The 25,129-nt window shown below is 61.4% G+C and carries 29 protein-coding genes, 1 tRNA gene and 1 riboswitch; of the genes, 14 read left to right on the forward strand and 16 right to left on the reverse strand.

Going from position 1 to position 25,129, the window contains the following annotated elements:
- The first annotated feature begins 7 nt into the window (after nt 1–7).
- The 3 genes from Q8K08_RS20450 to Q8K08_RS20460 all read left to right on the forward strand — a co-directional run bounded on the left by Q8K08_RS20450 (nt 8) and on the right by Q8K08_RS20460 (nt 1,775).
- A complete protein-coding gene (locus Q8K08_RS20450; protein WP_304798089.1) occupies nt 8–508 on the forward strand; it encodes a MarR family winged helix-turn-helix transcriptional regulator in 501 nt (166 codons plus the stop codon).
- A complete protein-coding gene (locus Q8K08_RS20455; protein ID WP_304798091.1) occupies nt 505–1,200 on the forward strand; it encodes a response regulator in 696 nt (231 codons plus the stop codon). Before Q8K08_RS20450 ends, Q8K08_RS20455 begins: the two co-directional genes overlap by 4 nt.
- A 92-nt stretch (nt 1,201–1,292) precedes the next feature.
- A complete protein-coding gene (locus Q8K08_RS20460; protein ID WP_305251571.1) occupies nt 1,293–1,775 on the forward strand; it encodes a hypothetical protein in 483 nt (160 codons plus the stop codon).
- An 18-nt stretch (nt 1,776–1,793) separates the two neighbouring features.
- Here the strand turns inward: Q8K08_RS20460 and Q8K08_RS20465 are convergent, their stop codons facing one another.
- Nucleotides 1,794–2,429 (reverse strand): class I SAM-dependent methyltransferase, encoded by a 636-nt coding sequence (locus tag Q8K08_RS20465; protein ID WP_304798095.1) that lies wholly within the window; start codon nt 2,427–2,429, stop codon nt 1,794–1,796.
- A gap of 74 nt (nt 2,430–2,503) precedes the next feature.
- On the opposite strand from Q8K08_RS20465, the gene Q8K08_RS20470 reads away from it, so the two are divergent.
- The 4 genes from Q8K08_RS20470 to Q8K08_RS20485 all read left to right on the forward strand — a co-directional run bounded on the left by Q8K08_RS20470 (nt 2,504) and on the right by Q8K08_RS20485 (nt 6,855).
- Nucleotides 2,504–3,337: an SDR family oxidoreductase gene (locus Q8K08_RS20470; RefSeq protein WP_305251572.1), complete on the forward strand. Its 834-nt coding sequence runs from the start codon at nt 2,504–2,506 to the stop codon at nt 3,335–3,337.
- A 181-nt stretch (nt 3,338–3,518) separates the two neighbouring features.
- A riboswitch (TPP riboswitch) is annotated at nt 3,519–3,628 on the forward strand.
- A gap of 38 nt (nt 3,629–3,666) precedes the next feature.
- Complete coding sequence (locus Q8K08_RS20475; RefSeq protein ID WP_305251573.1) at nt 3,667–4,650, forward strand: thiamine ABC transporter substrate binding subunit; 984 nt, start codon at nt 3,667–3,669, stop codon at nt 4,648–4,650.
- Nucleotides 4,626–6,176: a thiamine/thiamine pyrophosphate ABC transporter permease ThiP gene (locus Q8K08_RS20480; protein WP_305251574.1), complete on the forward strand. Its 1,551-nt coding sequence runs from the start codon at nt 4,626–4,628 to the stop codon at nt 6,174–6,176. The genes Q8K08_RS20475 and Q8K08_RS20480 overlap by 25 nt, the downstream gene beginning before the upstream one ends.
- A complete protein-coding gene (locus Q8K08_RS20485) occupies nt 6,163–6,855 on the forward strand; it encodes an ATP-binding cassette domain-containing protein (protein WP_305251575.1) in 693 nt (230 codons plus the stop codon). The genes Q8K08_RS20480 and Q8K08_RS20485 overlap by 14 nt, the downstream gene beginning before the upstream one ends.
- 54 nt (nt 6,856–6,909) lie before the next feature.
- Here Q8K08_RS20485 and Q8K08_RS20490 read toward each other — a convergent pair whose 3' ends face one another.
- From Q8K08_RS20490 to Q8K08_RS20525, 8 genes are all read right to left on the reverse strand, one after another.
- A complete protein-coding gene (locus Q8K08_RS20490) occupies nt 6,910–7,758 on the reverse strand; it encodes a cytochrome c1 (RefSeq protein ID WP_304804429.1) in 849 nt (282 codons plus the stop codon).
- Between the two features lie 17 nt (nt 7,759–7,775).
- A complete protein-coding gene (gene petB / locus Q8K08_RS20495; RefSeq protein WP_304804430.1) occupies nt 7,776–9,113 on the reverse strand; it encodes a cytochrome b in 1,338 nt (445 codons plus the stop codon).
- Between the two features lie 12 nt (nt 9,114–9,125).
- Nucleotides 9,126–9,689, reverse strand: a complete 564-nt coding sequence (gene petA, locus Q8K08_RS20500) for a ubiquinol-cytochrome c reductase iron-sulfur subunit (RefSeq protein WP_304804431.1) — start codon at nt 9,687–9,689, stop codon at nt 9,126–9,128.
- 470 nt (nt 9,690–10,159) lie between these two features.
- Nucleotides 10,160–10,765, reverse strand: a complete 606-nt coding sequence (locus tag Q8K08_RS20505) for a glutathione S-transferase (protein WP_305251576.1) — start codon at nt 10,763–10,765, stop codon at nt 10,160–10,162.
- Nucleotides 10,762–11,058 carry a hypothetical protein gene (locus tag Q8K08_RS20510; protein WP_304804434.1) on the reverse strand — a complete coding sequence of 99 codons (297 nt, stop codon included), beginning with the start codon at nt 11,056–11,058 and terminating at the stop codon, nt 10,762–10,764. The genes Q8K08_RS20505 and Q8K08_RS20510 overlap by 4 nt, the downstream gene beginning before the upstream one ends.
- A 108-nt stretch (nt 11,059–11,166) precedes the next feature.
- Nucleotides 11,167–11,589, reverse strand: a complete 423-nt coding sequence (locus Q8K08_RS20515; protein ID WP_304804436.1) for a hypothetical protein — start codon at nt 11,587–11,589, stop codon at nt 11,167–11,169.
- 101 nt (nt 11,590–11,690) lie between these two features.
- Entirely contained in the window at nt 11,691–11,816 is a 126-nt protein-coding gene (gene ykgO / locus Q8K08_RS20520) for a type B 50S ribosomal protein L36 (RefSeq protein WP_023666132.1), read from the reverse strand.
- 75 nt (nt 11,817–11,891) lie between these two features.
- Nucleotides 11,892–11,966, reverse strand: a tRNA-Val gene (locus tag Q8K08_RS20525).
- Nucleotides 11,967–12,152: 186 nt separating this feature from the next.
- Between Q8K08_RS20525 and Q8K08_RS20530 the strand changes: the two genes are divergently transcribed.
- A complete protein-coding gene (locus Q8K08_RS20530) occupies nt 12,153–13,013 on the forward strand; it encodes an N-formylglutamate amidohydrolase (RefSeq protein ID WP_304804449.1) in 861 nt (286 codons plus the stop codon).
- A gap of 21 nt (nt 13,014–13,034) precedes the next feature.
- Here the strand turns inward: Q8K08_RS20530 and Q8K08_RS20535 are convergent, their stop codons facing one another.
- Both Q8K08_RS20535 and Q8K08_RS20540 read right to left on the reverse strand, forming a co-directional pair.
- Nucleotides 13,035–14,297: a DNA polymerase IV gene (locus tag Q8K08_RS20535; RefSeq protein ID WP_305251577.1), complete on the reverse strand. Its 1,263-nt coding sequence runs from the start codon at nt 14,295–14,297 to the stop codon at nt 13,035–13,037.
- A gap of 114 nt (nt 14,298–14,411) precedes the next feature.
- The gene (locus tag Q8K08_RS20540) at nt 14,412–15,713 is read right to left on the reverse strand and encodes a D-amino acid dehydrogenase (protein ID WP_305251578.1); all 1,302 of its coding nucleotides are present in this window, start codon (nt 15,711–15,713) and stop codon (nt 14,412–14,414) included.
- Nucleotides 15,714–15,981: 268 nt separating this feature from the next.
- Here Q8K08_RS20540 and Q8K08_RS20545 point away from each other — a divergent pair, with 268 nt between their 5' ends.
- The 6 genes from Q8K08_RS20545 to dxs are packed head-to-tail and all read left to right on the forward strand — an operon-like array spanning nt 15,982 to nt 21,105.
- A complete protein-coding gene (locus Q8K08_RS20545) occupies nt 15,982–16,863 on the forward strand; it encodes an SPFH domain-containing protein (RefSeq protein WP_304804456.1) in 882 nt (293 codons plus the stop codon).
- The gene (locus Q8K08_RS20550) at nt 16,863–17,129 is read left to right on the forward strand and encodes a hypothetical protein (RefSeq protein WP_305251579.1); all 267 of its coding nucleotides are present in this window, start codon (nt 16,863–16,865) and stop codon (nt 17,127–17,129) included. Before Q8K08_RS20545 ends, Q8K08_RS20550 begins: the two co-directional genes overlap by 1 nt.
- A 27-nt stretch (nt 17,130–17,156) precedes the next feature.
- The gene (locus Q8K08_RS20555) at nt 17,157–18,074 is read left to right on the forward strand and encodes a histone deacetylase family protein (RefSeq protein WP_305251580.1); all 918 of its coding nucleotides are present in this window, start codon (nt 17,157–17,159) and stop codon (nt 18,072–18,074) included.
- Nucleotides 18,071–18,310 carry an exodeoxyribonuclease VII small subunit gene (locus Q8K08_RS20560; protein ID WP_304804461.1) on the forward strand — a complete coding sequence of 80 codons (240 nt, stop codon included), beginning with the start codon at nt 18,071–18,073 and terminating at the stop codon, nt 18,308–18,310. Before Q8K08_RS20555 ends, Q8K08_RS20560 begins: the two co-directional genes overlap by 4 nt.
- A complete protein-coding gene (locus Q8K08_RS20565) occupies nt 18,307–19,176 on the forward strand; it encodes a polyprenyl synthetase family protein (protein ID WP_304804463.1) in 870 nt (289 codons plus the stop codon). The genes Q8K08_RS20560 and Q8K08_RS20565 overlap by 4 nt, the downstream gene beginning before the upstream one ends.
- 15 nt (nt 19,177–19,191) lie before the next feature.
- Nucleotides 19,192–21,105: a 1-deoxy-D-xylulose-5-phosphate synthase gene (gene dxs / locus Q8K08_RS20570; RefSeq protein WP_304804465.1), complete on the forward strand. Its 1,914-nt coding sequence runs from the start codon at nt 19,192–19,194 to the stop codon at nt 21,103–21,105.
- 84 nt (nt 21,106–21,189) lie between these two features.
- On the opposite strand, the gene Q8K08_RS20575 is transcribed toward dxs, so the two are convergent.
- The 5 genes from Q8K08_RS20575 to Q8K08_RS20595 form a co-directional block, all read right to left on the reverse strand.
- Nucleotides 21,190–21,855 carry a glutathione S-transferase family protein gene (locus Q8K08_RS20575; RefSeq protein WP_304804467.1) on the reverse strand — a complete coding sequence of 222 codons (666 nt, stop codon included), beginning with the start codon at nt 21,853–21,855 and terminating at the stop codon, nt 21,190–21,192.
- An 86-nt stretch (nt 21,856–21,941) separates the two neighbouring features.
- Nucleotides 21,942–22,601: a phosphoglycolate phosphatase gene (gene gph, locus Q8K08_RS20580; protein WP_304804470.1), complete on the reverse strand. Its 660-nt coding sequence runs from the start codon at nt 22,599–22,601 to the stop codon at nt 21,942–21,944.
- Nucleotides 22,598–23,287: a ribulose-phosphate 3-epimerase gene (gene rpe, locus Q8K08_RS20585; protein WP_305251581.1), complete on the reverse strand. Its 690-nt coding sequence runs from the start codon at nt 23,285–23,287 to the stop codon at nt 22,598–22,600. The genes gph and rpe overlap by 4 nt, the downstream gene beginning before the upstream one ends.
- 144 nt (nt 23,288–23,431) lie before the next feature.
- On the reverse strand, nt 23,432–24,169 hold the full coding sequence (gene mtgA / locus Q8K08_RS20590; protein WP_304804309.1) for a monofunctional biosynthetic peptidoglycan transglycosylase: 738 nt from the start codon (nt 24,167–24,169) through the stop codon (nt 23,432–23,434).
- 32 nt (nt 24,170–24,201) lie between these two features.
- Nucleotides 24,202–25,116, reverse strand: a complete 915-nt coding sequence (locus tag Q8K08_RS20595) for a Hint domain-containing protein (RefSeq protein WP_305251582.1) — start codon at nt 25,114–25,116, stop codon at nt 24,202–24,204.
- Between the last annotated feature and the right edge of the window lie 13 nt (nt 25,117–25,129).

The following is a 25,129-nucleotide window of genomic DNA, read 5'->3' on the forward strand; positions in this document are numbered from 1 at the left end:
GCACCCGATGGCAGATCCGACCCCCAGCGGCGAAAGCCTGCTGTTTCTGACCGACGAGCAGTTGCGCAAAGGCATAGAGGCGATGTTCTTTGCCTATCGCGGCTTTACCGCCGACCCTGATCGCATTCTTGAAGGAATGGACTATGGCCGCGCCCATCACAGGGCGATCCATTTCATTCATCGCAGCCCCGGAACAACGGTATCCAATTTGCTGACCATTCTGGGCGTGACCAAGCAATCGCTGAACAGGGTGTTGCGGGCGCTGATCGAACAGGGTCTGGTCGAAGCGCGGGTCGGGCGACGCGACAAGCGCGAACGGCACTTGCACCTGACACCCAAGGGACAAGAGCTGGAGCGTGCCTTGTCAGACGCTCAGCGCGCGCGTATGCGGGCGGCTTACCGCGCGGCAGGGCCACAAGCCGTCGCCGGGTTCCGGCAAGTGCTGGAGGCGATGATGGACCCGGAATTGCGTCGGCAATATCAAGGGCTGAAGGAGAGCGGCGTATGACACAAACCGACGCACATTTGCTGGTCGTCGATGATGACGAACGCATCCGGGGTCTTTTGCAGAAATTCCTGATCCGCAACGGCTTTCTGGTGACTGTGGCGCGCGATGGTGCGCAGGCCCGGCGTCTGCTTGCGGGCTTGGAATTTGACATGATCGTGCTGGATGTGATGATGCCGGGCGAAGATGGCATCAGCCTGACCCGCGAATTGCGCCAGCGTATGCAGACACCCATTCTGCTGCTGACCGCCAAGGGCGAAACCGCCAGCCGGATCGAAGGGTTCGAGGCGGGGGCCGATGATTACCTTGGCAAGCCATTCGAGCCAAAGGAACTCTTGCTGCGCATCAACGCCATACTGCGCCGCGTCCCGGTGGTGCGCGCCGAATCTGTGCCAAAGGTGCTGCACCTTGGCCCCGTGCGCTATGACATGGACCGTGGCGAATTGTGGCGTGGACCAGACCCAGTGCGGCTTACCGCAACCGAGTCCGCACTGATGCGGCTGTTTTCGGCCACCCCCGGCCATGCGATCAGCCGTGAACGGCTGGTGGCCGATCTGGGCCGCGACGATGCCGCACAGGAACGCGCGGTAGATGTGCAGATCACCCGCCTGCGCCGCAAGATTGAAGATGACCCAAAGCAGCCGCGCTACCTGCAAACCGTGCGCGGCGAGGGCTATATGCTGCAACCCGATTGAAAGGTTTTACTGACCTGATACTGAGGCACAGTCCGACAGGCGCATGACGCGGCCTGCGGCATCCTAAGGGGATCGAATTGAAAACTGCTTGCATGTCTGTGGCGGCGACTGCCGTCTTGTTGGCTTCTTCACTTTCTGTTGGTGCGCAGGAACTCGTAACCTACGACTCCGTCGGCGTCTGGGACATTCTGGTTGACCCCACGGTTGGCAATGGCTGCCTGATCAATGCTGTCTTTGAAGACGGCTCTGACGTGCGCGTCGGCTTTGCCCCGGACAGCGGCTATGGCTACATCCTTGCACTTAACGATGGCTGGGAAGGCGTCGAAGACGATGTGATGTATCCGATTTCCATGAAAGTTGATGGCGTCGTTTACGAAGGTGAAGGCAGGGGCATTCACATCGACGGACTGCCTGGTGTGGATATCGAATTCGACAGCGCTGACTTTCTGATGGATGTGGCGACCAAGCAAACCCTGACCTTGTCGACCGAAGCAGGTGAGATCATGTCAATTGACCTGACTGACAGTCTGGCTGCGCTGGGCGCGGCGATTGACTGTCAGGAAGCGCAGGAATGATGCGCCCGGCGCAGCGGACTACCCCGCTGCGCCGTCATGCACACCGTGCCGCCAAATGGCGATCAGCCCCCGCTGCGCGGCGTGGTCAGGATCTTTTGCTGCGGCCGCAGGGCCATAGATCTGCACATCAAGGAAGGTAACACCGGGCCGCTCGGACAAAGCCGCATCAAACCCCATGGAACGGTAAACCCCTTCATTGATCGACACGGCAAACAAGGCGCCTCTGGCCGCCTGCCTTTCAAGCTGAACAATCGCTTCGGGGCCAACGTGCCCATGGGTAAACGTACCAGAGGATACAACCCCGGAATAGGGCCCGGTCAGTGCCAGCGGGCGTGTGATATCGGCGCGATGCAGGTGGCGATACAAACCCTTTGCCCGCGCGCTATCCAGCATATCCACCGAAAGATCGACTGCATCAATCGCACCGGCGAACCCCATATTTCGCAAATGCCCGGCCAAAAGCCCGGTGCCCGCGCCGACATCCAACACAGGGCCAGATCCCCCATGCGCAAGGAACGCCGCCGCCACATGGGCCGGCAGTCGGTAATCCATCTCAGCCGCAAACTCTGCGTCATAGCTCGCAGCCCATGCGGCATACAGCCGGGCGCAATCTTCAGGGCCGTTCAGGGCAAAGGCGGCGTTCAGATCGGTCATGGTAACAGCATGACGGGCGGCGCGCGGGCAATCAAGTGGCTTGCAGCCGCGAACAGGCGCGGCATAGTGGGGGTATGAAAACCCTGCTTTCCCTTGGCCATGGCTACAGCGCCGATGCCCTTGCCCGCCTGCTGATCCCGCAAGGCTGGTCTGTTATCGGCACAACACGCAACCCGGACAAGTCCGCGCATCTACGGGCAAAGGGCATAGAGCCTTTGCTGTGGCCTGGGGATATTGGCCCCGCTTTGGCGCGGGCGACACATATCCTGGCATCAGCTGCACCGGATGCGGCGGGTGACCCGTTTCTTGCGGCCGCGCCACAGATCGCGCAGGCGCAGGTGGATTGGGTCGGATATCTGTCGACAACCGGGGTATACGGCGACCATCAGGGGGCTTGGGTAGATGAAGCGACCGCCCTGGCCCCTGCCAGCCCGCGCGGCGCTCATCGGGTGCTGGCCGAAACCCAATGGGCAAACACTGGCCTGCCAGTTCATATCTTCCGGCTGGCGGGGATTTATGGCCCCGGTCGCGGCCCGTTTGAAAAAGTGCGCGATGGAAGCGCGCGGCGGATCATCAAGCCGGGCCAGTTCTTCAGCCGCACCCATGTCGATGACATTGCACAGGTTCTGGCGGCCTCTATGGTCCGGCCAAATCCCGGCGCGGCCTATAATGTCTGCGATAACGAACCCGCCCCGCCAGAAGACGTGCTGTCGCACGCCGCCGCTTTGCTTGGCCTGCCAGACCCGCCCGAAATCCCCTTTGATCAGGCTGAGATGACACCAATGGCGCGCAGCTTTTATTCCGAATCAAAGCGCGTGCGGAACGACCGGATCAAAGACGAACTTGGGGTCAAACTGCTCTTTCCAACCTATCGCGAGGGGCTGGCGGCATTAAGGCCAACAGAGTGAAACTCCGCTTTGCCGCGGGCGGAATTTGAGTATTTAAGACCAAGATGAAAGCCACAATGCTGCGATTGCCCATTCATCTTGGCAAAAATACTCATGATCCCGGTCTTTCAGATCCGGTGAGACGCCGGGCATGATCGCCTGTGCGATTCCCCTTGCGCCCGCCGGTGCGTTGCTTATCCTTTGGCCTACCTCGGGGTGCCCAGCGGTCTTTCCGCCGGGCTGAGATGCGAAAGCGGACCCGTTGAACCTGAACCGGATCATACCGGCGGAGGGAAGGTGCGAAGGATGTCCTCCAAGCCCGACCTGTTCCGTCGCAATTGGAGGAAGACATGAAAACTTCGATCCTTGCGACCGGCCTTTCCTGCATCGCCCTTGCGGCGAGCGCGGAAACGCCTGTCCTGACTGTTTATGCGGGCGACTACTTTACCTCGGAATGGGGGCCCGGCCCGGCCATCGAGGCGGGCTTCGAGGCGTTTTGTGCCTGTGATCTGCAATTTTCGACAGGTGACTTGCTGCCCCGGCTGATGCTGGAAGGCCAGCGGACACAGGCCGATGTTGTGATCGGGTTGACCACGGATGTTTTGGCGCGGGCCCGCGAGGCCGGATTCTTTGGTCCGCACGGACAGGATCTGGCAGCCCTGACCCTGCCTGTGGCATGGCCCGATGACACGTTCCTGCCCTTCAACTGGGGGCACACCGCGTTCATCTATGACACTACGCGCCTGACCAGCCCCCCCGCCACGCTCGCTGCGATGCGAGACCTGCCGGATGGTGTGACAGTGGTCATCCAGGACCCGCGCACCTCAATCTCGGGCCTTGCGCTCGTGCTGTGGGTGAAGTCGGTTTACGGCGATCAGGCCGGAGCTTTCTGGTCGGATTTGGCACCGCACATCCTGACCGTGACCAAGGACTGGTCCGAAAGTTATGGTCTGTTCACCAGTGGCGAGGCGGACATGGTCCTGAGCTACACCACCTCGCCAGCCTATCATATCATGGCCGAAAATGACCTGAGCAAACAGGCTGCGCTGTTTCCCGAAGGGCATTATTTCATGGCGGAAACCGTGGGCAAGATTGCCGGAACCGATCAGCCAGAGCTGGCAGACAAATTCCTGGCATGGGTGCTGACATCAGAGTTCCAGAAGACGGTGCCTGCCGCCAACTGGTCACTGCCCGCCGCCCTGCCGCAAGCCGATTGGCCAGAGGGCTGGTCTGACCTGCCGCTGCCTGAAAAGGTGTTGTTCCTTACGGAAGATGCCGCAGAAGCCCTTCGGGTGGAGGCTGTCGAGGAATGGCGCGCGGCCCTGTCGCAGTAATCGGCACAGGTGCCGCGGTTTGTGTCGCGGCGCTGGTGCTGTTGCCGCTGGGTGCGGTGCTGATGCGGGCCAGCACTTGGCCCGCCTTCGCGCCAGGCGACGGGCAGGCAGTGTGGTTTACGCTGTGGCAGGCGCTTGTGTCGGCGGTGGTATCTTGTGTGCTGGCGGTGCCGGTGGCACGGGCGTTGGCGCGGCGACGGTTTGTCGGGCGTGAGGTGCTGATCACGCTGATGGGCGCCCCATTCTTGCTGCCGACCATTGTTGCAGTGATGGGATTGATAGCAGTGTTTGGCCGGTCGGGGCTGGCCAATCAGGCGCTTGCGGCTGTGGGGGTGCCGCCGCTGTCGGTCTATGGCGCACAGGGGGTGATTCTGGCGCATGTGTTCCTGAACCTGCCGCTGGCAGTGCGTATGGTGCTGCAAGGCTGGCAGGCAATTCCCGCCGAGCGGTTCCGGCTGGCCGAATCGCTCGGATTTGCCCCGGCACAGGTCACGCGGCATCTGGAGGTGCCGATGCTGCGCGCGATCTTGCCAGGGGCGTTTGCGGTAATCTTCGTGATCTGCCTCACCAGTTTTGCCGTGGCCTTGACGTTGGGCGGCGGGCCAAAGGCAACGACGGTAGAGCTTGCGATCTATCAGGCGGTGCGATTCGATTTTGATCTTGGCCGCGCAGCACTTCTGGCTGGGCTACAGTTTGCGCTGTGTGCGCTGGTTGCGGTGCTGGTTTGGCATGTGGTTACTCAGGCCGGTTTCGGCGCTGGTCTGGACCGGGCTCCGGTCTTGCGGGCACAAGGCGTGGGGCCGCTGCTGGCCGATGGCCTTGCGATTGGCGGCACGGCGGTGTTTTTGCTGCTGCCACTGGGAACAATCGCAGTGCGAGGTCTACCGGGACTGCTGGAATTGCCCGATGCAGTCTGGGCGGCGGCGGGCCGATCGGTGACGGTGGCGCTGGCATCAACAGGGGTGACGGTGGCGACCGCACTTGCCCTTGCGCTCCGGGTTTCCGACGCGCGCTGGGGGGCTGGCGTGATAGACGCCGTGGCGCTGCTGCCGCTGGCCACATCCGGGTTGGTTTTGGGAACCGGGTTGTTCTTGCTGGTTCAGCCTTGGGCCGCGCCGTCAAGCCTTGCGCTGCCCGTGACAGTTGCGGTGAATGTCGCAATGTCGCTGCCGTTTGTGTATCGGCTACTGTTGCCCGAGGCGCGGGTCTTGCGGGCCGACTACGGGCGGCTGTCCGAGAGTCTGGGTTTGCAGGGGATCTCATGGCTCAGGCTGGTCGCCGTGCCACGACTGGCGCGGCCCTTGGGCTTTGGCGCAGGGCTGGCGGCGGCCTTGTCGATGGGGGATCTGGGGGTAATCGCTCTGTTTGCATCCGATCAGACCGCAACCCTGCCGCTGGTAGTGCAGCGGTTGATGGGGGCGTATCGGATGGATACGGCCGCAGGTGCGGCATTGCTGCTGGTGGTGATCAGCTTTGGCCTGTTCTGGGCGTTTGATTGGTGGGGGCGGCGCTATGCTACAGTTTGACGATGTCCTGCTGGCACAGGATGATTTTCGGCTGACCGTGGATTGGTCGGTTGGTGCTGGTGCGCGCGTGGCGGTGATCGGGCCCTCGGGCGCTGGGAAGTCGACGCTGCTTTCAGCAGTCGCCGGATTCTTTGCGCCACGAAGGGGGCGCGTCCTGTGGCAGGGGGCGGATCTGGGGCCGTTGAACCCTGGTGCGCGTCCGGTGACGATCCTGTTTCAAGACCAGAACCTGTTTCCGCATCTGACGCTGGCGCTGAACCTTGGTCTTGGACTGCGTCCAGATTTACGGCTTTCCGCAGCACAAAAGGCCCAGGTTGATACGGTGCTGGACCGGGTAGGGCTGGCAGGCATGGGCGCGCGCAAACCGCCGCAACTGTCGGGCGGGCAGATCGGGCGGGCGTCTCTGGCGCGGGCCTTGCTGCGGGCGCGGCCAGTGCTGTTGCTGGACGAACCCTTTGCCGCGCTTGGCCCGGCCCTAAAGGCCGAAATGCTGACGCTGGTGGGCGAGATTGCGGATGAAACCGGCGCTTTGGTGATGATGGTCACACATGACCCGGCCGATGCTCGGGCCTTTGCCGCGCTCACGGTGCTGGTGGCAGAGGGTGTGGCTCATGCACCGGTAGAGACAGCGGTGTTGTTTGCAGACCCGCCGCCTGCACTGCGGGCCTATCTGGGGTGACCCATGAAAAAACCCCGCCACTGGCGGGGTTTTCCTTGAAACGGTCCTGATAAATCAGGCCAGCTTTTTGCCTTTGATGTTCGCCCAGATCTTCTTGTTGGTCAGATAGAGCAAGGTCGACAGCACGATCAGGAAGATCACAGCTTTGAAGCCGGCCTCCTTGCGCGCCATCATCTTTGGCTCTGCCGCCCAGACAAGGAACGAGGTCACATCTGCCGCCATATTTGACACGGTGGCCGGGGTGCCGTCGGCATATGTCACCAGATCGTCGCTCAGCGGGTTTGGCATCGAGATCCAGCTGCCGGGGATAGTGGCCACGCCATGGTCGTCCTTGCAGCTGTCGGGAACGCTGCCATTCGGGAAGGCCGAGTTATAGTAGAACCCATCAACACCATCAGGGGCGCAGGCGGGTTCTTCATCGTAATGCGTCAGGATCGAATAGGTGTATTCCGCCCCGCCGATCCCTTTGAAGAACTGGCTGATGCCGGTGCCGTAAGGCCCATGGAACCCTGCACGGGCCTTGGTCATCAAGGACAGGTCCGGCGCGCCTTCCATTCCCGAAACCGGGAAATGGTCGGTCGGAACGCCGTCACGGTCTTCGCCGGTTTCCCGGTCGGTCACGGTAAACTGCGTGGCATAGGCGCGGATCTGATCTTCGGGCATAGCCGGGCCGCCCGCATCGGACAGACTGCGGATTGGCACGTATTTCAGACCGTGGCAGGCAGCGCAGACCTCGGTGTAAACCTGAAGGCCACGTTGCAGCTGGCTTTCGTTGAACTTACCGAACGGCCCTTCATGAGCGAAGGCATAGTCGGTGATTTCAGCATGACCACCGGCAGCCAGTGCCACCCCTGCCGAAAGGGCAAGGGCGGTGGTGGCGGTGAGTGCGATGTTCCTGATCATGTCAGTCAGTTCCTTTCTCACTCGGCCGGCTGCACGGCTGCCGAGGCAGACGGCGGGGCGTAGTGGGCATTAAAGTCTTCTTCGATGGTCGCAGGCTGTGGCAGCGGCTTTTCAATGACACCCAACAGCGGAAGGATGACAAGGAAGTAAGCGAACCAATAGGCCGAGGCGATCAGCGAGATGGTGGCATAGGGCTCTTCTGCAGGCATCGCACCCACCCACATCAGCACCATGAAGTCGACGCACAGCAGCGCAAACCACCATTTGAACATCGGGCGATAGCGGCCCGAGCGCACCGACGACGTGTCCAGCCAAGGCGCCAGAGCCATCACCGCAATCGCGCCGAACATCGCCAATACACCGAAGAACTTGGCGTCAACGATGCCAAAGGTGATCCATTCCGCCGCGATAACGACCCAGACTTCGCCGGTAAAGGCGCGCAGGATCGCGTAGAATGGCAGGAAGTACCATTCCGGCACGATATGCGCAGGCGTCGAAAGCGGGTTCGCTTCCAGATAGTTGTCTGGGTGGCCAAGATAGTTTGGCATGAAGCCGACAATCGCGAAGAACACCGCCAGAATCACGGCCAGTGCAAAGAGATCCTTGATCACGAAGTAGGGCCAGAACGGCACGGTATCGCGCTCTGCTTCTTCCTTCGATCCGCGGCGCACCTCAACCCCGGTGGGGTTGTTGTTGCCCGTTGTGTGGAAGGCCCAGATGTGAACCGCCACAAGTGCCGCAATCACGAAAGGCAGCAGATAGTGCAGTGAGAAAAACCGGTTCAGCGTGGCATTGTCGACGGCAGGACCGCCCAACAGCCAGGTCTGGATCGGCTCACCAATGCCGGGGATCGCGCCGAACAGGCCGGTAATAACGGTGGCCCCCCAGAACGACATCTGGCCCCATGGCAGCACATACCCCATGAACGCAGTCGCCATCATCGCCAGATAGATCAACATACCGATAATCCAGGTGACTTCACGCGGGGCTTTGTACGACCCGTAGTAAAGCCCGCGGAAGATGTGCAGATAAACCGCGATGAAGAACAGCGACGCGCCGTTCTGGTGCAAATAGCGCAGCATATGCCCGCCATTGACGTTGCGCATGATATGCTCAACCGAAGCAAAGGCCATATCGACATGCGGCGTGTAATGCATGACCAGCACGATGCCGGTGATGATCTGCAGCGCAAGACAGAAGGTCAGGATGATGCCCCAGATCCACATCCAGTTCAGGTTCTTAGGTGTGGGCAGCATCAGCGTGTCGTAAAGCAGCCCGACGATGGGAAGGCGCTTGTGCAGCCACTTCTCTCCACCAGTTTTGGGCTCGTAATGGTCGTGCGGAATTCCGGCCATGGTTGGTTGTCCTTATCCCAGCTTGATCGTGGAATCGTCGACGAAAGACGCCAACGGAATATCGAGGTTGCGCGGTGCGGGGCCTTTGCGGATGCGGCCCGCTTCGTCGTAATGCGACCCGTGGCAGGGGCAGAACCAGCCGCCAAACTCACCGGCACCATCACCGATCGGCACACAGCCCAGATGGGTGCACACACCGATCATCACCAGCCACTCACCGGCATCATCCAGCGTGCGGTTCTGGTCCAGCGCATCCGCGCCGGGCTTGTTCGGGTTCTGCGCCATCTTGTCGATGCTCAGCTGATCCAGCGTTGTGGCGCGGGCAGCCTCGATCTCGGACTCGGACCGGCGGCGAATGAACACCGGCTTGCCAAGGAACTTGACGGTCAGCTGCGCGCCAACATCAACACCCGAAACATCGACGAAAATCGACGACAAGGCCTGAACGTCGGCCGAAGGGTTCATCTGGTCAACCAGCGGCCAGACGGCGGCACCGGCGGCAACAGCCCCGGCCCCGGCGGTTGCGTAATACAGGAAATCCCTGCGGGTGCCTGCGTTGTCTTCTGCGTGGGACACGAGATATTCTCCCTTTCAAGGACGCATTCACTGCGACCCATAAAGATTCTGGGTCTATGGTTGCCCACGACCCTGCCGATCGGTTTATTAGCCAAGGCAAGACCCGGCGTCTAGCGGACAATACGGCGCATGTGACACGGATTGAACCGTTATTTCGTTGCCTGTGGCTGATTAAACGCGGCCAGCATGTCGCAAAGGGTGCTTTGGCCCCCGCAATGATCAACCCCCTGCGACAAGACGTAGCGCGCAACCTTCGCCGCAAACCGGGCCAGTGTCACCGAAATGCCCGGCCAAAGCGTCGCGCTCCCCATTCATCTTGGCAAAAATACTCAAAGAACCCACGGCCACGCAACACTGGACAGCCTCTGCCACCGTGACAGCGCCCTTGACCGCAGCCCGTGCCAACGCCGCCGACCGGGGGCTCGAAGCCCCCAGAGGCGGCACCCGTCCCCCAGCGCTCAGACCCCCGATCAGCCTGGCGGCACAGTGGCGCGCAGAGAGGCGCGCTCGGAAAAGCCGGCCTCCCATTCGGCAAGGCGCGCATGACCCTTGCGCCAGTTTCTGCTGGCGTGACGAAAGTCCAGATAACCCAGGGCGCAGGCAGTGGCGATCTGGCCCATATCCAATTGGGCGTTCAGATGGTCGATCCAGCGCGTTTCCAGCACATCAAGCGCGCGGGCGATCTTTGTCCACTGCCCCTCGACCCATGGTGCATAGCGTTTGTCTTCTGGCCGGATGCGCGATTCGTAAACCATCAAAAGGGCCGCATCCAGCATGCCATCGGCAGTGGCCTCGACGGTCAGCGTATCCCACAACCGGGGCGCGGCAGGGTAAAGCTCTGCCCCGGCTCTTGCGTTCAGAAACTGGCAGATGACCCGGCTGTCATATAATGTTGGCCCGTCATCTCGCTCCAGTGCAGGGATTTTACCCAAGGGGTTGCGCTCCACCACACCGGCATCCGGCGCGATCGGGGTGCCAGACACTTCAACCATCTCGATTCCGGAAAGTCCGGTTTCAGCAATCAGCACCATGACCTTGCGGACATACGGAGAGGTCGGCGAGTGGTATAGTTTCATTCTGTTTCCCGCAGACGCAGGCGGGCCATGGCTCCCGCATCCAGTTCATAGATCTTGCCACCGAAGCGAATCGTCCGGCGCAGGCGAAAGCTGACATTGCGCTGACCCGCCACATCGCGAGGCCGGTGCGACGTCAGACCTTCGCCCAGATCATCCAGCGCTTCCTCGGCACGATGGTCGGTGCGGCCAATCTGACCGTGCCGCCGGATCAGGCGTTGGGCAAAAAAGCCCAGCGCCGCCACCGCGCCAATTCGCAGGACAAAGGGAAACAGCGGGGCAAGGGGCAGCGGCATAATGACCTCCGGTCGACTCTCGCGAAGCCTAGGCGGCGAGCGGGCCGCTGTCCATCCCAACGGTGGGCGCGACTCGGGCCGCACCAGTCGGGGTGGGTGCCCGTTGCCTCACTCTGACGGTTGCAGCAACGCACGCGCTTTGTCACGGCGCATCAGGCCGATGCCCAGCGCCGCACCCAGCGCATAAATCAGCGCGGCAAGCGGCGACTGAAGTGGCAGTGACAGCGTGACCATCGGACCCAGAACCGACCCGGCACCGGGCATGATAAGCGTGCCGGCGAACAGACCTGCAAGGGCGATCAGCACCAGCCACAAAGCCAGATCAAGCCCAAGACCAAACATGCCCGGCTTGCGCGCGAACTGCACAAACAGCAGCCATTGCGCCAAACCAGCCCCAAACATCATAGGCAACAGCGTTCGCACAAAGGCCGAAGTGTCAGGCGGAATACCATTGGCCAGCGTCATCGCCAGACCAAGTGTGGCCGAGGCGACAAGCGTAGCAAAAATCCGGACCTGAGAGACTGTGAACATGTTTCAGATTTAACCCCACCAGCGCCATCGGCAAGCACATAAAGAAAAAGACCGCCCGGATGCCCGTAGCGGTCTTTGTTCTTATGTCGCTGCAAGCGAAATCAGCCCTGACGGGCCTTGTAGCGCTTTTGCGTCTTGTTGATCACATAGACGCGGCCTTTGCGGCGCACGACCTGGCAATCACGGTGACGCGTCTTCAGCGAACGGAGCGAGTTGGCGACTTTCATGGTCGTCTCTTTCCTTGGTCGCGGCGCATCACGCGCCAGTTGAAAACAATGACCCCCAAAAATGGGAGCGGTGAATGGTGGGCGGTACTGGGATCGAACCAGTGGCCACTACGATGTCAACGTAGTGCTCTACCGCTGAGCTAACCGCCCACGCTACTGCCGCAATCCCCAAACGCCCCAAAGAAAAGGACGCGGGAGGAACCGCGTCGGTGTGCGGGGGTCTATAGCCAGTTGCGCCCGTGGCCGCAAGAGCCTTTCAACCCGCCCCTTATTTGCAATCAAGGCTTTTGGCATTTCGGCAAAGCCAGCTATAACAGGGCGCAATGGGAGACAGCAGTGCAAAGCGACGCCTTTACCCTCTATCAGCCGAAACGCCGGGAAACGCCCGTGGTTTTCTCGTCACCGCACAGTGGTAGGGCCTACCCGCCTGCGTTTTTGGCCAATTCCGTTCTGGATGCCCACACGATCCGGTCTTCTGAAGATGCCTTTGTGGATGATCTGTTTCGGTCTGCCACCGATTTCGGCGCGCCCCTAATCGCCGCTTGCGCGCCGCGCGCCTTCATAGATCTGAACCGGGCGGCGGATGAGATGGATTCGTCCGTGGTCGAAGGTGTGGCGCGCAGCCCGCACAACCCGCGTGTCGCGTCTGGCCTTGGGGTGATTCCCCGCGTCGTGTCAGGTGGACGCGCGATCTACCGCGGAAAGATGTCGCTGCAGGAGGCCGAGGCGCGGATTCGCAGCCATTGGCAACCCTATCACGCAGCCTTGCGACGTTTGACCAATGACAGCCATACACAGTTTGGGCAATCCGTGCTGATTGACTGCCATTCGATGCCGCATGAGGCGATCGAGACTCATTCCCGCCCCGGCTTTGCCCGGCCCGAAGTGGTTCTGGGCGACCGATTCGGTGCCACCGCCACGCGCGATGTGATGGATCAGGTAGAAGCCGCCTTCCGGCGCGCCGGATTGCGGGTGTCACGCAACACCCCCTTTGCCGGCGCCTACATCGCGCAGACCTATGGCCGCCCGTCACGCGGGTTTCATGTGGTGCAGGTCGAGATTGACCGGGCGCTGTATATGGACGAAGCGCGGATCGTGCCTTCCGCAGATTTTGAGTCGTTTCAGGCGTTGATCTCCGGCGTCATCGCCGAGATTGCCGGGATAGGTCGCCTCCGCGTTCCGCTGGCGGCAGAATAGCGACAGCGTTCCATTTGTGTCTTATCGCAGAGCCCTGCCCTTGATGATCGCCTCTGCCCCAAAGCGCGCCCGGATCGCGTCAGCGGCGCGCTCGGCCTTGGCCCGCTTCCCTGCGTCAGGGTCCAGCAGGTCGCCGGACCGGTCGGCCTGATCCTCTGTCGCAAGGTCAGAAATGCCCACACCGATCAGACGGAACGGACCCTGCGTACCCGAGTGGTCGAACAGGTCGCGGGCGGTGCGGTAGATGCGGTCGGCGATCTGGGTCGGGTCTGACAGCGCGTGGCGACGGGTAACGGTCTGAAAGTCACCGCGCTTCAGCTTCAGCGTGACCGTGCGCCCGGCCAGAGCCTTGGCCTTGGCCCGGTCCGCCACCTGTTCAGACAAGCGCCAAAGGTGGCCATCAAGCAGATCAGGGTCAGAGGTATCTTGAAAGAACGTCGTTTCCTTCGAGATGGATTTCAACTTTTCATCCCGCACCACACGGCGGCTGTCCTGCCCGCGCGCGAGGTGCCAAAGCCTGTCGCCCATCTGGCCAAAACGCGTGGTCAGGTCGGCGCGGTCCCAGCGCAGCAGGTCTGCAATGGTGCGGATGCCCGCCTGCTCCAATGCGGCCTGCATCGCGCTGCCAACCCCCCACAGAATGCGCACGGGTTTAGGGCGCAGAAAGGCTTCCGTCTCGGTCGGGCCAATCACCGAAAACCCACGCGGCTTGTCGAGGTCGGACGCAATTTTCGCCAGAAACTTGTTGTGGGCAAGGCCAACCGACCCGCTGACGCCCAACTCATCCTCCATCCGCCTGGTAAGCCGGGCAAGCAAAACGGCGGGGGGCGCGCCATGCAGGCGGGCGGTGCCGCTAAGATCCAGAAACGCTTCATCCAGTGACAGGGGTTCTATGGTGGGGGTCATATCCTCCATCATCGCCCGGATCTGACGACTGACCTCGACATAGCGGGCCATGCGCGGCTTAACGACAACCGCCTCGGGGCAAAGCTTCAGCGCCTGAAACATCGGCATCGCCGAGCGCACGCCATGAATGCGGGCAATGTAGCAGCAGGTAGAGACCACGCCACGGGTGCCGCCGCCAACGATCAGAGGTTTGTCGGCCAGCGCGGAATCGTCGCGCTTTTCCACCGAGGCGTAGAAGGCGTCACAATCCATATGCGCAATGGAGAGGGTGAAAAGATCAGGATGCGACAGCAGTCGTGGGCTGCGGCAGGACGGACAGCGGCCCCGCTGTGGGGGCGTGTCAAAGGTGGTCAGGCAATCGCGGCACAGGGCGGGCATGATGCCGGCAGCATAGCCCGTTGTGGCCGGGGCGCACAGGGGAAAAACGGGAACGCCGGGGGCGTCCGGGGAAGCCTCCGGCGGGAGTATTTGGCAAGCAGCAATGCGAAAGGGTCAGCGTGCCGGGGCCGGGTGCAAAACGGGCCGGGCGGCTTTGGCGGGTTTGCGGTAGCGGTCAAAGCCAAGGTCGCGGCTTTCGATTTCTGTCGCGCGGTCAGACACGATATCTGCCAGAAGGCGGCCCGATCCGGCGGCCATGGTCCAGCCAAGGGTGCCGTGGCCGGTGTTCAGGAACAGGTTGGCCACAGGCGAGCGGCCCACAATTGGGGTGCCGTCGGGGGTCATCGGGCGCAGACCGGCCCAGAAGGTCGCTTGCGACTGGTCGCCCGCGCCGCCGAACAGGTCTTCGACCGAATGTTGCAGGGTGCGCTTGCGCTTATCCGAAAGCGACAGGTTATAGCCTGCGATTTCAGCCATGCCACCAACGCGGATGCGGTCTCCAAGCCGGGTAATAGCGATCTTGTGGGTCTCGTCCATGACGGTGGAAATCGGGGCGCGACTGGCATCAGTAACGGGGACGGTGATGGAATAGCCTTTGACCGGATAGACCGGCAAGCGCAGCCCCAGATCAGCGGCGAGCTTCGGCGAATAGGAGCCGAGCGCCAGCACGAAGGCATCGGCGGTGACCTCACCTTCAGACGTGGTGACGCTGGTGATCCGGTCGCCCGTGCGGTTCAGCTGGGTGATGCTGACACCGTGGCGAAAGGTCACGCCAGCCTCGGCGGCACGCGCGGCGAGGCCTTGGGTGAATTTAAAGCAATCACCTGTTTCATCCTTGGGCAGGCGCAGTCCACCAGCGATCTTGCCCGCCGCATCGGCGAGGCCCGGTTCGATAGCGAGGCAGCCCTGCGTATCGAGCACTTCAAACGGGACACCGCCCTGACGCAGAACGTCGATATCCTTGGCAGCTGCATCCACTTGCTTTTGCGTGCGGAACAATTGCAGCGTGCCTTGCTGGCGTTCGTCAAAGGAAATGCCGGTGGTGGCGCGCAGATCGGTGAGGCAATCGCGGGAATACTCAGCCAGACGCACCATGCGGCCCTTGTTGACCGCATAGGCGGCAGAGGTGCAGTTGCCCAGCATTTGCAGCATCCAGCGGATCTTGGCCAGATCGAGCTTTGGGTTCACGATCAGCGGGGCGTGTTCCATGAACATCCACTTCAGCGCCTTCATCGGAATGCCGGGTGCCGCCCATGGCGCCGAATAGCCGGGGCTGATTTCACCCGCGTTGGCAAAGCTGGTTTCCAATGCGGCGGCGGGCTGACGGTCGATCACCGTCACCTCATGCCCGGACTGCGCCAGATACCATGCCGAGGTCACGCCGATGACGCCAGAGCCGAGGATGACGATTTTCATGGGCGAACCTTTCGCAAATTGTGTGACCTAGCGAAGATGCATCGAATACGCGGGGATATTCTGGCAAAGATGACGAAGGTTTTTGCTTTGTTTCGAAGAGTTGACCGTCAAGATCGTGTTTGTTGGAAGAAAGTTTGGTGTGATTAAGAATCATGCGAAGAATGAACGTCTCATCCCGCAGATGGCGCAAGATTATCCCCACCCTTGCCTCTGACCGGGGAAATCGCCATCCTCATCCGTGGAAATTGAAGAAGCGGAGCGTTCTTTCATGGGTTTTGAACAGTTTTTGGGCGGCAATGCAGTGTTTCTGGCCATTGCGGCCTTTATCATCCTGTCCATTTTTCTGGGCGTGCGCATCGTGCCTCAGTCAGAAAAACATGTGGTGGAACGCTTTGGCCGCTTGCGGTCGGTTCTGGGGCCAGGGATCAACTTTGTGGTGCCGTTTCTGGACCGGGTGGCGCACAAGATTTCCATTCTGGAGCGCCAGTTGCCGACCGCCAGCCAAGACGCCATCACCGCAGACAACGTGCTGGTAAAGGTGGAAACATCGGTGTTTTACCGCATAACCGAGCCGGAAAAGACCGTTTACCGCATCCGTGATGTCGATGGCGCGATTGCAACCACAGTGGCCGGGATTGTGCGCAGCGAGATCGGCAAGATCGAATTGGATCAAGTGCAGTCGAACCGCGCGCAACTGATCGAGCGGGTGCGTGAACAGGTGACGGCCATGGTCGATGACTGGGGGGTCGAGGTAACGCGGGCTGAAATTCTGGACGTGAACCTTGATGAACAGACCCGCGCCGCGATGTTGCAGCAGTTGAACGCCGAGCGTGCCCGTCGCGCGCAGGTGATGGAGGCCGAGGGCAAGAAGCGGTCTGTCGAACTGGCGGCTGACGCTGATCTCTATGCCGCAGAACAGCAGGCCAAGGCCAAGCGGGTGACGGCGGATGCCGAGGCCTATGCCACATCGGCCATTGCCATCGCGATCAAGGAGTCCGGGCTGGAAGCGGCGCAGTATCAGCTTGCCCTTGCGCAGGTGGATGCGCTGGCCAAGGTGGCACAAGGGCCGGGCAAGCAGACCATTCTGGTGCCGGCGCAGGCGCTTGATGCCTTTGCCGACGCGTTCAAAATGCTGAAGGGGCGCGGCTAATGTGGGCGGTCTGGTGGGTCTGGATCGTCGCAGGCTTTGCCCTTGGCGTGCTGGAGGTGCTGGCGCCGGGCTATATCTTTGTCGGCTTTGCCATCGGCGCGGTTGTGGTCGGCGCAGGTCTTGGACTTGGGGTGCTGGGCGGCAGTCTGGCGCTGTTGCTGCTGGTGTTTTCCGTGGCGTCGCTGGTCGCCTGGCTTGTGCTGCGCCGGGTCCTGGGTGTGCGCAAAGGGCAGATCCGGCTGTGGGATCGTGATATCAACGACTAGGGCGCGCGACAGCGCCGCGAGAAATTTATGGTTCTGATTCTGACGCACCAAGACTGTCTGTCGCACGTCACGCCACCCGGTCACCCGGAACAGGTGGCGCGGCTGGAAGCGGTAGAGCGTGGCTTGCTTGGGCATGCGACTGATCGGCGCGAGGCCCCTTTGGGCGACGTAGCCGATATACTGCGCTGCCATCCCCAGCCCTATGTCGATCGTATCCGGGCGGCGGTCCCGAAACAGGGCTGGGCGCAGGTGGATGGCGATACATTCCTGTCGCCGGGGTCTTTCACTGCGGCATTGCGCGGCGTGGGCGGCATCTGTGCGGCGGTAGATCATGTGGTGAACAAAGACGGCCGCGCCTTTGTTGCCGCACGCCCGCCGGGCCATCACGCCGAGCGGGAAACCGCCATGGGTTTTTGCCTGTTCGGCACAGTGGCCATCGGGGCAATGCGGGCGCTTGATGTGCATGGACTGACCCGCGTGGCGGTGCTGGATTTCGACGTGCACCACGGCAACGGCACACAGGATCTGTTGTGGCAAGAGCCACGAGTGCGGTTTGTTTCCAGCCACCAGATGCCGCTGTATCCGGGGTCGGGGCAGGTGCAGGAACGCGGGGCGCACGGACAGATCACCAACCTGCCCTTGCGTGAGGGCTCGGACGGCGCCGCAATGTGGGCCGCGTGGCAGCCAGTGCTTGAGGATTTGCGGCAGTGGAAGCCGGAACTGATCCTGATCAGCGCCGGATTTGATGCACATCACGATGACCCTTTGGCCGGGCTGAACTGGCGCACCGAAGATTTCGCCAGACTGACTCGGGCGATCTGCGATCTGGCGGATGAATGCTGCGCAGGCCGGGTGGTATCGTCGCTGGAGGGCGGCTATGATCTGGAGGCGTTGGCCGATTGTGTGGCCGCGCATGTGACAGAATTGGGAAGGCAAGCCGCATGACCGACAAACCTGTAGCCGAGCTGAGCTTTGAAGAAGCGATGGCCGCACTAGAGCAAGTGGTGGGCCAGCTAGAGCGTGGCGATGTCGCGCTGGAGGCGTCGATTTCGCTGTATCAACGCGGAGCCGATCTGAAGGCGCATTGCGAGGCCAAGCTGAAATCTGCTGAAGAAAAAGTGGACCTGATCCGCGCCGCCGAAGGTCGCGCTATCGGCACAACCCCGGTGGAGGGGATGTGAGCTTTGCCCTTGCTCTTTCGGGCGCGGCAGGGCTGATCCAGCAGCGCCTGGATATTGCCCTGACGGACCGGGCCGACGAACCCGTGATACAAGCGATGCGCTATGCCGTGGCCGGGGGCAAACGTCTGCGCGGATTTCTGGTGCTGGAAAGTGCCGCGCTGTTCGGCATCGCGCCCGATCGCGCCATCAGCGCGGCAGCGGCTGTCGAATGCCTGCACGCCTATAGCCTTGTGCATGATGACATGCCCTGCATGGACGATGACGACCTGCGCCGGGGCCAGCCCACGGTGCATGTGAAGTGGGATGACGCGACCGCCGTTCTGGCCGGAGACGCCCTCCAGACACTGGCATTTGAATTGCTATGCGACCCGGCGCTTGGAACGGGCGACACCCGCATTGCCCTTGTGCAGGGTCTGGCCTTTGCCTCAGGCGCCGACGGCATGGTGCTTGGGCAGGCGCTGGACATCGCCGCCGAAACCGCAAACGCGCCACTGTCGCTGGACCAGATCACACGGCTGCAAGCCGGCAAGACCGGGGCACTCATCCGCTGGTCGGCAGAGGCGGGGGCGGTGATCGCCGGGGCCGATACGGCCCCCTTGCGCGGCTATGCCACCGCCCTTGGTCTGGCGTTCCAGATCGCCGATGACATACTGGACGAAACCGGGGATGAGGCGCAGACCGGCAAGCGCCTGCACAAGGACGCGCAGGCCGGCAAAGCCACCTTTGTTTCCCTGCTCGGGCTGGACGGTGCCCGCACAAAAGCGCGCGATCTGGTCGCAGAGGCAACAGGCCACCTTGCTCCCTATGGCGACAAGGCCCAAACCCTGATAGACGCCGCTCGTTTCGTTATTGCGCGTGACAGCTAAGGCCAAAGGCAGGATATGACCGACCGACCCAACACCCCGCTGCTAGACCGCGTTACCCTGCCTTCTGACATGAAGGCGTTGTCCGACCGTGAGCTGCGCCAACTCGCCGATGAATTGCGCGCCGAGACGATTTCGGCGGTGTCGGTAACGGGTGGCCACCTGGGCGCAGGTCTGGGCGTTGTGGAACTGACCGTCGCTCTGCATGCGGTGTTCGACACCCCGCGCGACAAGATCATCTGGGATGTCGGCCACCAATGCTATCCGCATAAAATCCTGACCGGGCGGCGCGACCGTATCCGCACCCTGCGCACCGAAGGCGGCCTTTCGGGCTTCACCAAACGGTCAGAGTCGCCCTTTGATCCGTTCGGCGCGGCCCATTCCTCGACGTCCATCAGCGCGGCCTTGGGCTTTGCAATGGCCGCCGATCTTGGCGGCGATCCGGGCGATGCAGTGGCGGTGATCGGGGATGGCTCCATGAGCGCCGGCATGGCGTTCGAGGCGATGAACAACGCAGGCCACCTGAAAAAGCGGCTGTTCGTGGTGCTGAATGACAATGAGATGTCAATTGCAGCGCCCGTGGGCGCCCTGTCCAGCTACCTGAGCCGCCTCTATGCCGAAGCCCCGCTGCAAGACCTCAAGGCCGCCGCCAAAGGTGCTCTCGGCCTTCTGCCACAACCGTTCCAGGAAGGCGCGCGCCGGGCCAAGGAAATGCTCAAGGGTATGGCCATGGGCGGTACCCTGTTCGAGGAGCTGGGATTTTCCTACATCGGCCCGATTGATGGCCACGACCTTGACCAGCTTTTGCCGATTCTGCGCACCGCCAAGGCGCGCGCCACCGGACCGATTCTGCTGCATGTTCTGACGAAAAAGGGCAAGGGCTACGCCCCGGCCGAAGCCGCGCGTGACAAAGGCCACGCAACGGGCAAGTTCGATGTACTGACCGGTGTGCAGGCCAAGGCGGCATCCAACGCGCCCAGCTATACCAAGGTCTTCGCCCAATCCCTGATCGCGCAAGCTGAACGCGACGACAAGATCGTGGCCGTCACCGCCGCGATGCCCGATGGCACCGGGCTCAACCTGTTCGCCGACCGCTTCCCGCGCCGCTGCTTTGATGTGGGTATCGCAGAACAACACGCCGTCACCTTCAGTGCCGGACTGGCGGCGGGCGGCATGAAACCGTTCTGCACAATCTACTCTACCTTCCTGCAACGCGGCTATGATCAGGTCGTGCATGACGTGGCAATCCAGCGCCTGCCCGTCCGCTTTGCCATCGACCGTGCCGGTCTGGTCGGGGCAGACGGCGCGACTCACGCGGGCAGCTTTGATGTGGCTTTCCTTGCCAACCTTCCCGGCTTTGTGGTGATGGCTGCGAGTGATGAGGCAGAACTCACCCATATGGTCGCAACCGCCGTGGCGCATGACGACGGCCCCATCGCCTTTCGCTTCCCGCGCGGCGACGGTGTCGGCGTCGAACTCCCCACCCGCGGCATCCCTCTGGAAATCGGCCGCGCCCGCCTGATCCAATCTGGCAACCGCGTGGCCCTTCTGTCCTTCGGCACCCGGCTGGCAGAAACCCTCAAGGCCGCAGAAAGTCTCGCGCAAAAAGGCCTTACCCCTACGGTCGTCGATGCCCGCTTTGCCAAACCGCTCGACCACGACATGATCCTGAACCTTGCCCGCAACCACGAGGCGCTGATCACCATCGAAGAGGGCGCGATCGGCGGCTTCGGCTCTCATGTCGCTCAGCTGCTTGCAGAAGAAGCCATTTTCGACAGCGGCCTCAAATTCCGCTCCATGGTCCTGCCAGACACCTTCATCGACCATGCCTCACCCGAGGCAATGTATCGCGTCGCTGGCATGGATGCCGCCCAGATCGAGGCCAAGGTTCTGCAAACCCTGAACATCGCGTCCCTGACAAAACGAGCCTGACTTCATCTTGGCAAAAATACTCATCTGAGTCCGCTGTCCGCAAACGCCGCAACAGCTCCCGATTTCTCGTAGCGGAATCGTATCTCAGAAATCCAGATCGGCGTAATGCTGCGGCGGCGGGAACCCCGGCACCTGATCAGCAAGCAATGTGCGGAAACTCGGGCGCGACTTGATCTTGGCATACCAGTCCTTGACCGTGGCCGACCGGTTCCAGTCCACGTCACTGATATAGTCCAGACAAGACAGATGTGCCGCCGCAGTGAAATCTGCCAGAGTCATGGTATCCCCGGCCAGCCAGCGCCGCTGATCCAGAATCCACGCCATGTAATCCAGATGGAATTTGATCCGCCCGGCGCCCTGCTTCACATTCTTTGAATCCGGATAGCCAAGCTTCATCACCTTTTTGTTGACCCGCTCATACAGCAGCTTCGACGTCACCTCGGCGTGGAACTTGTCATCGAACCACGCGCAAATCCGCCGCACTTCATAGCGCACATCGGGATCGCGCGGCATAAGTGCCGGGGTGGGAAACGTCTCATCCAGATATTCGCAGATCGCCTGGCTTTCGCTCAGGGTCTTTTGCTCCATCTTCAGGATCGGCACTTTTCCCGCCGGGTTGCGGCGCAGGAAATCGGGCGTCGGCTCCCAATACCGCTCCTCAACCAACTCCACCTCCAGCTTCTTTTCCGCAAGTGTCAGGCGCACCTTGCGGCAGAATGGAGACAGTGGAAAATGATAAAGGCGGATCATAGGGCACCCGTGAAAAGATTGTGCGACCAATACAGGCCAAGGTGCCGGGGATCAATGCGCAACCGCGACCGCAGCGCCGGGGCAGGTCAAACCAAGCGCATATCGGCCAGAACGGCCGACAAAGCGTGAAAGTCGGAAAACGCCACATCATGCGGCAAATCGGCCACTGGTGTCTTGCGATACCCTTCGGTGAACAAGGCAAACGGCACCCCGGCCGCCGCTGCCGTCGCAGCATCCACCTCGCTGTCGCCGATATAGATGACAGGCCCCCCGCCAAGCGCCGCAATACACGCGTGCAGCGGGGCCGGGTCTGGCTTGGTCACAGGCAGGCTGTCACCCCCGATCACCACACTGAAAAAGCCCTGAAGTCCCAGATCGCGCAGAATGGCCCGCGCCGGGGCCACCGGCTTGTTGGTGCAGATTGCCATCACATGCCCCGCCGCCTGCAACTCAGACAACACCGCCACAACCCCCGGATAGGGTCGCGTCAAATCCGACGAGGCCGCATTGTAATGGTCCAGCGTGGCCTTGGTCAGGCGCGGATGCTGGGCCATATCCATACCAACATGGGCAATCACCCGCTCCACCAGCTTTGGCAATCCGTTCCCCACGAACGACGTCACCGTTGCCAGATCCAGCGCCGCCTGGCCCTCCTCCGCCAGCATCCGCGCCACAGCGGCGTGGATATCCGGCGCGGAATCAACCAAGGTGCCATCCAGATCAAAGACCAGATGCGGCCGCTTCACAGTGCCGCCACAGCCGCCGCCCGGATCGCGCGGATGTTGTCGCCATAAGGCGCGGGGTTTGCCACCGCCCCACCCTTGAACACCGCTGACCCCGCAACCAGCACATCAGCCCCCGCCGCCGCGACAAGCGGGGCCGTGTCCACCGTGACGCCGCCATCAATCTCGATATGAATGGGCCGATCCCCGATCATCGCACGCAAACGCCGCACTTTCTCGACCTGCGAGTGAATGAATTTCTGCCCGCCAAAACCGGGGTTCACCGTCATCACGCAGACCAGATCCACCATGTCCAGCAGATACTCCACATCCTCGATCCCGGTGCCCGGATTGATCGCCAGCCCAGCTTTGGCCCCGGCACCACGAATGGCCTGCAAGGTGCGGTGAATGTGCGGCCCGGCCTCCAGATGCGCGCTGATCACATCAGCCCCTGCCTGCGCAAAGGCCTCGATATAGGCGTCCACCGGCGCAATCATCAGGTGAACATCCATCACCCCCTTGATATGCGGCCGAATCGCAGCACAAGTCGCCGGGCCAAAAGTGATGTTGGGCACGAAATGTCCGTCCATCACATCAACATGCACCCAGTCGCAGCCTTGCGCCTCAATAGCCTCACATTCCAGACCGAAATTGGCAAAATCTGCGGACAGAATCGACGGTGCGATCTTGATGCTGCGATCAAATGTCATGCGGTTTCCCCCTTTGGCACATCTTCCGCCCCTTCAATCGCGGAAAACACACAGCCGTCAATGGCCCCGGCTGAAAAACCCGCGTTCAAGCCCTTTCATCTTGGCTCAAATACTCAAAAAGCGCGATTGGCGACCTCGCCACGGTTAGTATTTGAAACAGGCATCGCGCCCGTCAGCAGCAATCGTCTCGGCCCCTGAAATGATGGACCGTGTCCGGTTGCGCACGAAATTAGACGGGTTAGACGCAGAGCGCCCCTTTGGGTCGGGCAGCACCGCCGCCAGCCGCGCGGCCTGCAGCGCGCTGAGATTGCGGGCATCCACGTTGAAATAATGCCGTGCGGCCGCCTGCACGCCGAAGACGCCTTCGTCAAATTCCGCAATGTTCAGATAGACTTCCAGAATCCGCTGCTTGGACCATATCAACTCGACTGCCGGGGTCAGCACGCCTTCCATGGCTTTGCGCAGCCACGACCGGCCATGCCAAAGGTAGACGTTCTTCACCACCTGCTGACTGATGGTCGATGCACCGCGGTTACTGCCCTGCGCCACGGCAGCGCGGATGGCGGTCATATCAAACCCCCAATGCAGGCAGAAATTCGCATCTTCTGCCGCCACCGCAGACCGGCCCATCACCGGCGCGATATCCTCCCAGGCCACCCATTCACGCTGAATCCCCCCAAGACGCGAGGATTCCTGCAACTGATAAATATTCACCGGCGGGTTCAGGAACGAAAACAGCAGCACCAGAACCGCAAACACCCCCGCCACGGCCAAAAACCCACGCGCCACCCAGCGCAGCACGCGCCGCCGCACAGAGCGTGCGGGCATCAGCAGGGCGGCAGGGTCTTTAGGCTTGCGGGGGTTCTTTGGTCTGGTTGCCATGCCTGATCATAGGCCTCATGGCGCGGGCAGGGTCAAGCCACCCTCAGCACCCGGCTTTCCCGACCTTGGGCCAAGGGGCGGGCAGGTTCCCACCCATTGCATTCATCGGAAAGCCGCAGCTCTGGGAACAAATACAGAATCTCTCTTTGCATTGCAGGATTGCCGCGCAACATCTCATCGCCGGGAAGCAAGGATTCCGATACCGCACCTTCGGCAAAAATAAGTTGGTGCTGGTCAAACAACAGATGCATATACGTCACCCGATCCATCGGCTGGCAATGAATGGTATCGCCGTTGACCAAGTGCTTTGCGGCAACAAGAACTTCGCTTTGACCGAAATACAATTCTGCCTTCCAGCCCTGAACAAGCATCCGATGCTGAGGCGACACAAGCAACGGGCGATCATTGCCCATCGTCCCTGTCATGAACCGTATCGGTGCCCAATCTTCCAAACCTGAAACGGTCCTGCGTCCAATCCAGCGGATGGGCTGCAAGCCATGGTCAAGGGTAAGGACCATATCTCCCTCTTGCAGATCTTCCACCAGACGCAGGCCGGTGGCAGTCTCAATCAGCGTGCCTGCCGCATAGCATGGCGGTCCAAAAGACCCGACCGGGATTTCCGTACTTGCCGTCACAAATGTCGAGCTGACAAACGTCGCGTTGCTAAGAACAGTGCCATCGGTCGGGGTGAATACAGCGGGGCCACCCTCAAGATAAAACGTGACGCCGGTAATTGTAACAGTCACCCCGTCCATCACTACCGTGATTGTGTCATTCACCCAGACAGCTGTGACAACGAACCCGTCGACCGTGTCGCCGGAACCAGTTTGGATGAAGTTATTGTTGTCGATGTCGTCAATATCAAACAACACCATTGTCAACTCTGTGCCAGACACTGGCGGGTTGCCAGGATCCAGTACGAAGAACTGATCGGTATAAATCGCCATTGGTACTCTGTTC

The sequence above is a fragment of the Pseudotabrizicola sp. genome, from assembly GCF_030684215.1.
Lineage (GTDB): Bacteria > Pseudomonadota > Alphaproteobacteria > Rhodobacterales > Rhodobacteraceae > Pseudotabrizicola.

Coding starts and splice junctions, on each gene's coding strand:
- Q8K08_RS20450 (WP_304798089.1), top strand. CDS start 8: ATGGCAGATCCGACCCCCAGCGGCGAAAGCCTGCTGTTTCTGACCGAC.
- Q8K08_RS20455 (WP_304798091.1), top strand. CDS start 505: ATGACACAAACCGACGCACATTTGCTGGTCGTCGATGATGACGAACGC.
- Q8K08_RS20460 (WP_305251571.1), top strand. CDS start 1,293: ATGTCTGTGGCGGCGACTGCCGTCTTGTTGGCTTCTTCACTTTCTGTT.
- Q8K08_RS20465 (WP_304798095.1), bottom strand. CDS start 2,429: ATGACCGATCTGAACGCCGCCTTTGCCCTGAACGGCCCTGAAGATTGC.
- Q8K08_RS20470 (WP_305251572.1), top strand. CDS start 2,504: ATGAAAACCCTGCTTTCCCTTGGCCATGGCTACAGCGCCGATGCCCTT.
- Q8K08_RS20475 (WP_305251573.1), top strand. CDS start 3,667: ATGAAAACTTCGATCCTTGCGACCGGCCTTTCCTGCATCGCCCTTGCG.
- Q8K08_RS20480 (WP_305251574.1), top strand. CDS start 4,626: ATGGCGCGCGGCCCTGTCGCAGTAATCGGCACAGGTGCCGCGGTTTGT.
- Q8K08_RS20485 (WP_305251575.1), top strand. CDS start 6,163: ATGCTACAGTTTGACGATGTCCTGCTGGCACAGGATGATTTTCGGCTG.
- Q8K08_RS20490 (WP_304804429.1), bottom strand. CDS start 7,758: ATGATCAGGAACATCGCACTCACCGCCACCACCGCCCTTGCCCTTTCG.
- petB (WP_304804430.1), bottom strand. CDS start 9,113: ATGGCCGGAATTCCGCACGACCATTACGAGCCCAAAACTGGTGGAGAG.
- Q8K08_RS20505 (WP_305251576.1), bottom strand. CDS start 10,765: ATGAAACTATACCACTCGCCGACCTCTCCGTATGTCCGCAAGGTCATG.
- Q8K08_RS20510 (WP_304804434.1), bottom strand. CDS start 11,058: ATGCCGCTGCCCCTTGCCCCGCTGTTTCCCTTTGTCCTGCGAATTGGC.
- Q8K08_RS20515 (WP_304804436.1), bottom strand. CDS start 11,589: ATGTTCACAGTCTCTCAGGTCCGGATTTTTGCTACGCTTGTCGCCTCG.
- ykgO (WP_023666132.1), bottom strand. CDS start 11,816: ATGAAAGTCGCCAACTCGCTCCGTTCGCTGAAGACGCGTCACCGTGAT.
- Q8K08_RS20535 (WP_305251577.1), bottom strand. CDS start 14,297: ATGCCCGCCCTGTGCCGCGATTGCCTGACCACCTTTGACACGCCCCCA.
- Q8K08_RS20540 (WP_305251578.1), bottom strand. CDS start 15,713: ATGAAAATCGTCATCCTCGGCTCTGGCGTCATCGGCGTGACCTCGGCA.
- Q8K08_RS20545 (WP_304804456.1), top strand. CDS start 15,982: ATGGGTTTTGAACAGTTTTTGGGCGGCAATGCAGTGTTTCTGGCCATT.
- Q8K08_RS20550 (WP_305251579.1), top strand. CDS start 16,863: ATGTGGGCGGTCTGGTGGGTCTGGATCGTCGCAGGCTTTGCCCTTGGC.
- Q8K08_RS20555 (WP_305251580.1), top strand. CDS start 17,157: ATGGTTCTGATTCTGACGCACCAAGACTGTCTGTCGCACGTCACGCCA.
- Q8K08_RS20560 (WP_304804461.1), top strand. CDS start 18,071: ATGACCGACAAACCTGTAGCCGAGCTGAGCTTTGAAGAAGCGATGGCC.
- dxs (WP_304804465.1), top strand. CDS start 19,192: ATGACCGACCGACCCAACACCCCGCTGCTAGACCGCGTTACCCTGCCT.
- Q8K08_RS20575 (WP_304804467.1), bottom strand. CDS start 21,855: ATGATCCGCCTTTATCATTTTCCACTGTCTCCATTCTGCCGCAAGGTG.
- rpe (WP_305251581.1), bottom strand. CDS start 23,287: ATGACATTTGATCGCAGCATCAAGATCGCACCGTCGATTCTGTCCGCA.
- mtgA (WP_304804309.1), bottom strand. CDS start 24,169: ATGGCAACCAGACCAAAGAACCCCCGCAAGCCTAAAGACCCTGCCGCC.
- Q8K08_RS20595 (WP_305251582.1), bottom strand. CDS start 25,116: ATGGCGATTTATACCGATCAGTTCTTCGTACTGGATCCTGGCAACCCG.